The organism is Nocardia sp. NPDC051832, assembly GCF_040681285.1.
Taxonomy (GTDB): Bacteria; Actinomycetota; Actinomycetes; order Mycobacteriales; family Mycobacteriaceae; genus Nocardia.
Genome location: NZ_JBFAYL010000004.1, coordinates 790332 through 798604, shown reverse-complemented (window position 1 = coordinate 798604; position 8273 = coordinate 790332). Strand labels below are relative to the sequence as shown.

9 protein-coding genes are annotated in these 8273 nt (G+C 68.4%); 5 read left to right on the top strand and 4 right to left on the bottom strand.

The window, feature by feature from the left end; genetic code table 11:
• Positions 1 to 97: 97 nt before the first annotated feature.
• Positions 98 to 340 (bottom strand): hypothetical protein, encoded by a 243-nt coding sequence (locus tag AB0M14_RS29165; protein ID WP_365000332.1) that lies wholly within the window; start codon positions 338 to 340, stop codon positions 98 to 100.
• Positions 341 to 550: 210 nt separating this feature from the next.
• Here AB0M14_RS29165 and AB0M14_RS29160 point away from each other — a divergent pair, with 210 nt between their 5' ends.
• The 4 genes from AB0M14_RS29160 (at position 551) to AB0M14_RS29145 (ending at position 4576) form a co-directional block, all read left to right on the top strand.
• Positions 551 to 1918, top strand: coding sequence for an aminotransferase class I/II-fold pyridoxal phosphate-dependent enzyme (locus AB0M14_RS29160; RefSeq protein ID WP_365000331.1), 1368 nt, complete (start codon positions 551 to 553; stop codon positions 1916 to 1918).
• Between the two features lie 74 nt (positions 1919 to 1992).
• Positions 1993 to 2310: a hypothetical protein gene (locus AB0M14_RS29155; protein ID WP_365000329.1), complete on the top strand. Its 318-nt coding sequence runs from the start codon at positions 1993 to 1995 to the stop codon at positions 2308 to 2310.
• 3 nt (positions 2311 to 2313) lie between these two features.
• Entirely contained in the window at positions 2314 to 3471 is a 1158-nt protein-coding gene (locus AB0M14_RS29150) for a hypothetical protein (RefSeq protein ID WP_365000327.1), read from the top strand.
• Positions 3472 to 3478: 7 nt separating this feature from the next.
• Positions 3479 to 4576 (top strand): hypothetical protein, encoded by a 1098-nt coding sequence (locus AB0M14_RS29145; protein WP_365000326.1) that lies wholly within the window; start codon positions 3479 to 3481, stop codon positions 4574 to 4576.
• Positions 4577 to 4595: 19 nt separating this feature from the next.
• On the opposite strand, the gene AB0M14_RS29140 is transcribed toward AB0M14_RS29145, so the two are convergent.
• Positions 4596 to 5165 (bottom strand): EF-hand domain-containing protein, encoded by a 570-nt coding sequence (locus AB0M14_RS29140; RefSeq protein ID WP_365000325.1) that lies wholly within the window; start codon positions 5163 to 5165, stop codon positions 4596 to 4598.
• A gap of 61 nt (positions 5166 to 5226) precedes the next feature.
• Positions 5227 to 5868, bottom strand: coding sequence for a class I SAM-dependent methyltransferase (locus AB0M14_RS29135; protein WP_365000323.1), 642 nt, complete (start codon positions 5866 to 5868; stop codon positions 5227 to 5229).
• A 96-nt stretch (positions 5869 to 5964) separates the two neighbouring features.
• On the opposite strand from AB0M14_RS29135, the gene AB0M14_RS29130 reads away from it, so the two are divergent.
• Positions 5965 to 6792, top strand: a complete 828-nt coding sequence (locus AB0M14_RS29130; RefSeq protein WP_365000321.1) for a CPBP family intramembrane glutamic endopeptidase — start codon at positions 5965 to 5967, stop codon at positions 6790 to 6792.
• Here the strand turns inward: AB0M14_RS29130 and AB0M14_RS29125 are convergent.
• Positions 6771 to 8252, bottom strand: a complete 1482-nt coding sequence (locus tag AB0M14_RS29125; RefSeq protein WP_365000319.1) for an SDR family oxidoreductase — start codon at positions 8250 to 8252, stop codon at positions 6771 to 6773. The genes AB0M14_RS29130 and AB0M14_RS29125 overlap by 22 nt on opposite strands.
• Positions 8253 to 8273: the final 21 nt, after the last annotated feature.

Here is an 8273-nt window from a genome sequence, read left to right as displayed (position 1 = left end):
GTTGGCGGTGGAGCCCGCGCCGACCTTCTGCACCGATTCCGGATCGGTGCCGATGGCGCCGCGGTAGACCTCTTCGACGAGCCGCCGACGTCTGTTTTCACAGCGTCCACTCGTCCACGAAGTCGGCGTGATCAGCCCAGGTGTGGGCCAAGAACCTCAGCATCGAGTCGCCCAGCAACCCGCCATGCCGCTGCGCGAACACCAGAATGTGCCGCTTACTGACGATCTCGCGCAACTCTCGCGCCCGCCTGACCTCCCCGGCAACCCGCAACGCGGCCACTTCGTCTTCCGAGATCCGCTCCCGAATGAACGCATCGATCTCGAGCTGCTCTGCTCTCACGAATCCTTGGACGCAACCGCGGTCACCACGGTTCCTCTGCGGCACAACAACGTCGGCGAGCGATTCCCCGGCGGGGACTGTTGGTGAGGTGGCGGGGTGGCGACGGGTCGGCGAACGGGTGTAGCTGGTCGGCGGCGAGTGGACTAAGCGAGGGTTAACCTTCTCGCTGCTCGGGGGCGACTGGTTGGTCGGTTATGGCAGCGTTGGGGTGTGGATCTGCGGTATTGGCTCGGGCGGGCTGTTGAGGCGAATCAGGAATGGGTGGCGGGGTTTCCACCGTATGAGACGCATCCCAGTGTCGCGGTCGGCGACGCGGCGATGAGTGCGGCGTTCGAGGAGTTGGCTGCTCGGTTGCGGGGGAACTATCCGTATTTCCATCCGCAGTATGCGGGGCAGATGCTGAAGCCGCCGCATCCGGTGGCGGTGGCGGGGTATGTGACGGCGATGTTGGTCAATCCGAACAATCATGGGTTGGAGGGTGGGCCGGCGACTACTCGGATGGAGCGGGAGGTGGTCGCCAAGCTGGCTGGGATGTTCGGGCTGGGAACGCATTTGGGGCATCTCACCAGTAGCGGGACGATCGCGAATCTGGAAGCGCTGTTCGTGGCGCGGGAGTCGCATCCAGGGTTGGGGGTCGCCTACAGTGCCGACGCGCATTTCACCCACGAGCGGATGTGCCGGGTGCTGGGGGTGCGCGGGCATGCGGTCGCGACCGACGACACGGGTGCGATGGATCTGGACGCGCTCGAAAAGCTATTGCGCACAGGGGAAATCGGCACCGTCGTGCTGACGGCCGGGACCACGGGGTTGGGGGCGGTCGATCCGATCGCGGCGGCGGTGGAGTTGAAGGAACGGTTCGGGGTCCGGTTGCATGTGGACGCTGCTTACGGTGGGTTCTACGCGCTGGTGGCCGAGGATCCCGCGCTGCGCCTGGATCCGGTGCAGTGGCAGGCGATTTCGCGGTGTGACTCGGTGACCGTCGATCCGCACAAGCACGGTTTGCAACCCTACGGGTGCGGGGCGATTCTGTTCTCGGATCCGGAGGTGGCGCGGCACTACCTGCACGATTCGCCGTACACGTACTTCACCTCGGATGAATTGCAGCTCGGGCAGATCAGTTTGGAATGTTCGCGGGCAGGCGCCGCGGCGGCGGCCCTGTGGCTCACGCTGGAGGTATTCCCGTTGCGTGCCGACGGCCTCGGCGCGGTCCTGGCGGCGACCCGTCGCGCGGCCTTGCGTGCGGCCGAACTCATCGACTGCGCACCCGAGCTCACGCTCTATCAGCAACCCCAGCTCGACACCGTGGCCTACTTCCCGGCCGCCGACGGCACGATCAGCGGCATCGATGCCGCGTCCGGCGCGATTCTCGACGCCGGGATGACGGACGACCGAGATCCGATTTTCCTGAGCACGTTACGAGTTGACGCCGAGGGCTTCCGCAAGCGCGGGCACGCGGTCGGCACGAACGCCCCGAGCGGCCGGATCCTGCGCAGCGTGCTGTTGAAACCCGAGCACGAGGGCGTGATGAAGGAGCTCGTCACCCGAGTCTCGGCGCACGTACTCCGGCAGCTGGCATAGCAGGATATTCTGAGTCGCACCGGATAAGGTGGTAACTCACGACCTGTTGATTGATCATGCTTTCAGGGGGGTTCATGTCTGAGTTGAACGTCGACCCCGAGGCCGTTGCTACCTATGCCGCCGCGGCGGCGGAGGTTTCGGGCCTGCTGGGCACCACGGCGAGTAATACCGACACCGCGGCCGGCGCGGATCTGTCCGGGCTCGGCCTGCTGGGCGCGGATTTCGCGGCGGCGTGGACGGGTGCGGCGCAGTCGCATGCCGATACGGTGCGCACCGCCGCGGCGCTGATCGACGCGCATGCGACGATCATCAGCGCCTTCGCCGACCGGGTGCAGAATATCGACGCCGCCACGGCCGCGGCGGTGGCGCGGCTCACCGACCAGGAGAGCTGAGCGATGGCCAAGAGCAACGACCACGCGACCGTGCAGGCTTTGGTCGCCCCGCTGCTGCAATTGCGGGACGCGGTCGGCGACGGCACCGAGCCGAGCGCGGAGACCACCGCGGCCCTGGTCGCCGCGGCGAACGCGGCCGACTCCACCGAATCCCCGGTCCGCACCGGCATTTACCAGCTGGAATCCACCGACAGCGCCGAAGTGGCGCTGCCGGTGGTGAAGAAGACCGGCTCGCAGGTCTCCACCCTGGGCGCCAGCACCACTCAGCTGCGCACCTTGCTCACCAAGGCCTACAACACCCGCGCCACGGCGGCCACCAAGCTCGACGCGCTGATCGCCGCGTTCCGCGAGAAGGCCAACCCGATGGCCAAATCCGCGCAGTCGCAGTCCGATGTCGACAAGATCATCCGGCTGGCGCGTGACTACATCGCCGACGGCATCTCCGTCGTCGACACCGCCCGCGCCGAGATGTCCACGCTGCAGCGCCAGGCCAACGCCTTCACCAGCAACACCGCCGAAGACACCTCGACGCTGCAGAATTACCTGTCGCAGAGCGGGATCGGCGGCGACGACTTCGACGACGGCGAGAACGACGACGACGTCTCCGACGCCCACACCGCGCTACAGAAGGCGCTGATCAGCGCCGGCGTCACGCTCGGCAAAGAGGTGATCAGCGCCGGCGTCACCTTGGGCACCGAGATCATCGACGCCCTGGTGTCCTTGGGCACCACCGGTATCGAGAAGGTCGCGGGGCTGGGGGAGAAGGTGATCGAAGAGGCCGCCACCACCGCGCAGCAGGCGATGAGCCCCGACACCGGCAACCCGAACAACACCAACCCGAACACCTCGAACCAGCCTTCGAGCAGCAGCCCGAACAGCAATCTCGGCCAGGCCCCGTTCGCGGCCAACACCAACGGCACTCAGAAACCCAGCGACACCACGCCATCGACCCAGCCCAAGCCCACCACCCAGGCCCCGGCCACGCCGGTCGCCCCGGAGCAACCCAACTCCTCGGCTCCGTCCAACCCCGCGCCGAACGCCAGCGCGCCGGCGCCCGGCGTCGTGGTGCCGCCCCTCGCGAAACCGAACGCCCAAGGCCAGGACCAGGAACAGCCGAGGCCGCGCTCCGGTCAGCTCGGCGTCACCCCGCAACCGTCGTGAGGTGAGGATGGCCCGCCCAGCCTCCCGGCGCCGGAAGATCCGCCGCCAGCCCCCACCCGCGGTCCCGCCGCCGTCGGACGGCAACCCGTTCGTGCTGCCGGGCCTGCCCGCGTTCCCCGGCCTGAAACGCCCAGGCTCGGGGACGCTCAAGCGTGCCGCGAAACGCCGTCGCCGCCAAGAACGCGAGTACGAGGAACCGTTCGACGCGGCCAAATTCGCCGAGCAGTGGAACCACTCCACCCCGCCGCCGCCCCTGCCGCCCGAGGACGGCGCCGCCAGCTGGGCCGGTGAATGGGCGGACTGGATGAGCGATCCCGCGCACATGGCCCCGGAATCCGAAGCGGCCGAAGCCGATCCGGACCTGCCCGACGACGATTTCGACGGCGAGGACCCGGATTGGGACCTCCCCGACAACTACGACGACACCACCGACTACGTCGACAACGGCACCGCCGCCCGCGCGGCCTTCCGGGACCGCTCCGGCGGCCGCGGCATCCTGCGCGCCGCGGCCGACCGCAACCGCGGCTCCTGGTCCGCCCGTAGCGGCGCCTCGAAGGCGGTCAGCGTGCTGATCGGAATTCTGGTGTGGGTGGTCGTGATCGGAGTCGTAGTGCTGGTGATCATGGCTAACACGCGCAGCAAGGAACAACCTGCCGCCAACGGCCCGGGCACGACCGTGGCCCCGCCCACGGTGTCCGCCACGCCGTCCTCACCGTGGGGCCACGCCACCTCCGGCTGCACGAAAACCCGCACGCCCGGTGCGGCGGTCGGCGCCGAACCCGGTTCCACCGCCACCCCGGTCGACGCGATCTTCGGCTTCGAGTGGGCGTACTACGTCGACCGCAGTGCCGCCAAAGCCCGCGCCTACACCACCCCCGACGCCAAACTGCCCGCCGCCGAAACGATTCAGAAGGGCATCGACAAGCAGCCCAGCGGCACCCAGTACTGCGTCTACCTGACCCAGGCCGACAAGGACGGCAACGTCTGGAACGTCGAGCTGCACGAGAAATGGCCGGGCGACCGGGAACCGCAGAAGTACGGCCAGACCATCACCACCGCCCGCGTCGGCGACCGCACCCTGATCACCGCCATCACCGCGAAGTAGCCGCCCGCGCGAATGTGCTTCAGGTGGCGGTGAAGTCGGGCCGGCCCATCCACCAATTGCCGGGCGCATCGGGATCGCCGCTGGACCAGTATTCGATGATCGCCTGGGTGAATTCCTTGGCGGACAACCGGCCGTCGCCATCGGTGTCGAGGTGGCTGAAGGCCTGCTGCGCCTCGGCGTCGGTCAGGCCGGGGAAATGTCCGCGCTGAAAGGCGGTGAACTCGGCGGGGTCGACGCTGCCGTCGGCGTCGGTGTCGGCGATCGCGAGGAACGCCTCGGCCAGCGCGCCCACCGTCGCGGCCGCGGCGGCCGGATCCTCGGCCAACGTACGCGTGGAGGCGACGAATTGCTGCTTGCTGATCGAGGTACCGCCCCCGGGAATGTGGGGCAGATGCAGATCCCGCCAGATGGCCAGGTACGCGTCGATGATGTCTTGCTCGGCCCGGGAGCCCGGCGGGTAGCCCAGCGCGGCGGCCACGCGCTGCCCGCAGAGCACATGGTCGTGCTCGGTGAGCCAGCCGTCGCCATCCACATCCAGATGATCGAAGCCGTGACTGATCTTGGCGGTCAACAGATCCGGAACTGACATAACGCCGAACCCCCTGAGTAGTGTGACCCGATGGCCGGCCTGCCGGCCCCTGTTCACAATGCTAGGGACGACCGGCCGTCCCCGCCCGGGATTCGGCGAGCGAGAACACCGCGACCAGGAAGTCCGACGCGTCGGTGAACGGGCGCAGGTCCCAGGTCGAAAACCGCTGATCGACAGTGAATCCGGCGGTTTCGGCATCGGCGAGGAACCGCGGGAACTCATAGCCACGTTCGGCTCCGAAACCGACTACCAGACGCCCTGCCGGCGCGAGATGGCGAGCGAAACCCGCGAGCACCGCGCCCCGCGTGGACGGCGCCAGAAATGTCATCACATTGCCCGCGCACACGATGACATCGAAATCGGCGGCGACATCGCGCCCCGGCAAATCCAGTTCCGCGAGGTCACCGACCAGCCAGGCCGGTCCGGGATAGTCCTGCTCCGCCGCGGCGATCAACACCGGATCGACGTCGACGCCCACCACGACATGCCCCGCTCGGTGCAGATAGCCGCCCAGACGTCCCGGCCCGCACCCCGCGTCCAGCACCCGGCTCCCGCGGTCGAGCATGGCGTCGACCAGCCGCGCCTCCCCGACAATGTCGGCGCCCTGCGCCGCCAGCCCGCGGAACCGCTCCACATACCAGCTCGAATGCCCAGGATCGGCAGCCGTGAGCTCCTCCCACTGGCTGGGAGTACGTCCACTCATCGTCTGCTCCTCCGCATTCGGCTCCGCGTCCTGACCCGTCCTCGATCCCGCCAGACTATCGCGGCGAATCTTCGGTCTGCTGCCTACGATCGATGCGTGACTAGCAATCGACCGGCGAATCGGTTCCGGCCCACCGTGTGGCTGGCCATCGGCCTGATAGTGGCTTACCTGGTGTTCTACCTGCTGGTCGGGCAATTGACATCGCGGATCTTCGCGGACCGGATAGCTGACGACAACGTGCTGGCGACCGCGCCCAGTATCTGGCTCGGGCTCGTGCTGCCCATCGCGGTCGGCGCGAGCGCATTGCTGCTGGTGACCACGCGAATGGGCTTGCTCGCAACGATTTTCGGCCCCCAGCCGGTGCGCGGCCGTGGCTGGATGTGGCTCGGCCCGGTCCTGGTTCTGGCCGCGATCATCGCGCATCTGGCCGGCACCGAATGGGATTCGTGGACCGCCGCGCAGGTTGTGGCGATAGTGGTGCTGGGTTTATGCGTCGGTGTCGTGGAGGAACTGGCCACGCGCGGCCTGACCGTGCAGATTCTGCGCGAGGCCGGCCATAGCGAATGGTTCGTCGCGGTGGTCTCGTCCGCGATGTTCGCGCTGATGCACAGTGTGAACCTCATTTCCGGGATGGAGCTGACGACGGTGGCCGGCACGGTCGTCTACACCTTCGGGTTCGGCATGTGCATGTATCTGGCGATGCGTGTGACCGGGACGATTTGGGCCGCGATCGTCCTGCACGCGAGCACGGATCCCACCACGATCCTGTCCACCGGCGGGCTCGACACAGCGGCCGGCGGCTCCGGCGGCGGCGCGTCGACGGTCGCGGCCTTCGTGACAGTGGTGCTGATCGGCTTCGGCGTCGTCGCGGTGTTCTTCATCCGTGGCCGGGCCCGCGAACCTCAGTCTTCGCCGGACGCCTGAGCCAGGTCGGCGGCGCCGGTGATGTTGCGGACCATGCCGCCGAAGATCACGGCGTGGAAGGGGGAGATGGCTTTCCAGTACAGATGGCCCGCGAGGCCGTGGGGTTCGAACAGCGCGCGCTGGTGGTATCTGGTCCGACCGTCCGGACCGGTGGCGACGGAGAGTTCCAGCCAGGCCCGCCCGGGCACTTTCATCTCGGCACGCAGGCGCAGCAGGTGCGGGCGGTCGAGATGTTCCACCCGCCACCAGTCCAGCGCCTCGCCTTCGCGCAGGCGATGCGGGTCTCGCCGGCCGCGCCGCAGCCCGGCCCCGCCCGCCAGCCGATCGATCCAGCCCCGCAGCGACCAGGCCAGCGGGAAGGAGTACCAGCCGTTCTCGCCGCCGATCGCCTCCAGCACCGCCCAGAGCGTGGCCGGATCCGCGCTGGTCTCGCCTTCGCGCACATCCGAATACAGCGTGCCGCCGGACCAGTCCGGGTCGGTGGGCAGCGGATCCGACGGCGCGTCGGCGGAACTGGCGTCGGACCATCGGGTGGGGATATCGAAGTCGCGAATCTTGGTGAGCGCCAGCTCGACTGCCCGGCGATAGGTCGTCAGCCCCGCCTCCGGGTCCGGAATATGGTCGGCGATGCGATGATTCGCGCAGACGACGTCGTTGACGAGTGATTCCATGAGCGGGACCGCGATGGCGCGCGGCACCGGCGTCACCAGGTTCACCCACTGCGCCGACAGCCACGGCGTCAGCACCGGGACCGGCAGGATCACCCGGCGCGGCAGCGCGGCCACCGCCGCGTAGTCGCGCATCATGCGCAGGTACGTCAGCACGTCGGGTCCGCCGATATCGAAGGCGTCGTCGACCTCGGGCGGTAGTTCCGCCGCCCGCACCAGGTAGTACAGGACATCGCGCACGGCGATCGGCTGGATGCGGTTGCGCACCCAGCGCGGCGTCACCATGACCGGCAGCCGCTCGGTGAGATAGCGCAGCATCTCGAAACTGGCCGACCCGGACCCGATGATCACCGCCGCGCGCAAGACCGCCGCGGGTGTCCGCGCGTCGAGCAGGATCTCGCCGACCTCGGCCCGCGAAGCGAGATGCCGGGACAGTTCCTGCCCGGCCGGTGTGATCCCGCCCAGATACACCAGCCGGGACAGCCCCGCCTGATCGGCTTCGGCGGCGACGATCTTCGCCGCCTCCCGATCGACGCTGTCGAAATCGGATCGAGTCAGCGAATGCACCAGGTAGTACAGGACGTCCTGGCCCTCGAGCGCGGCGCGCACGTCCTGCGGGCGGGTCACGTCACCCCGCACCACCTCGACCTGATCCCGCCACGGGACTTCGCGCAGCTTGCGCGGATCGCGGGCCAGGACGCGCACGGTATGACCCGCGCCCAGCAACTCCGGAACCAGACGACCACCGATATACCCGGTCGCCCCGAACACGGCACAGCGCACCCGGATCACCTCTCCCGTTCGGCGCCGACG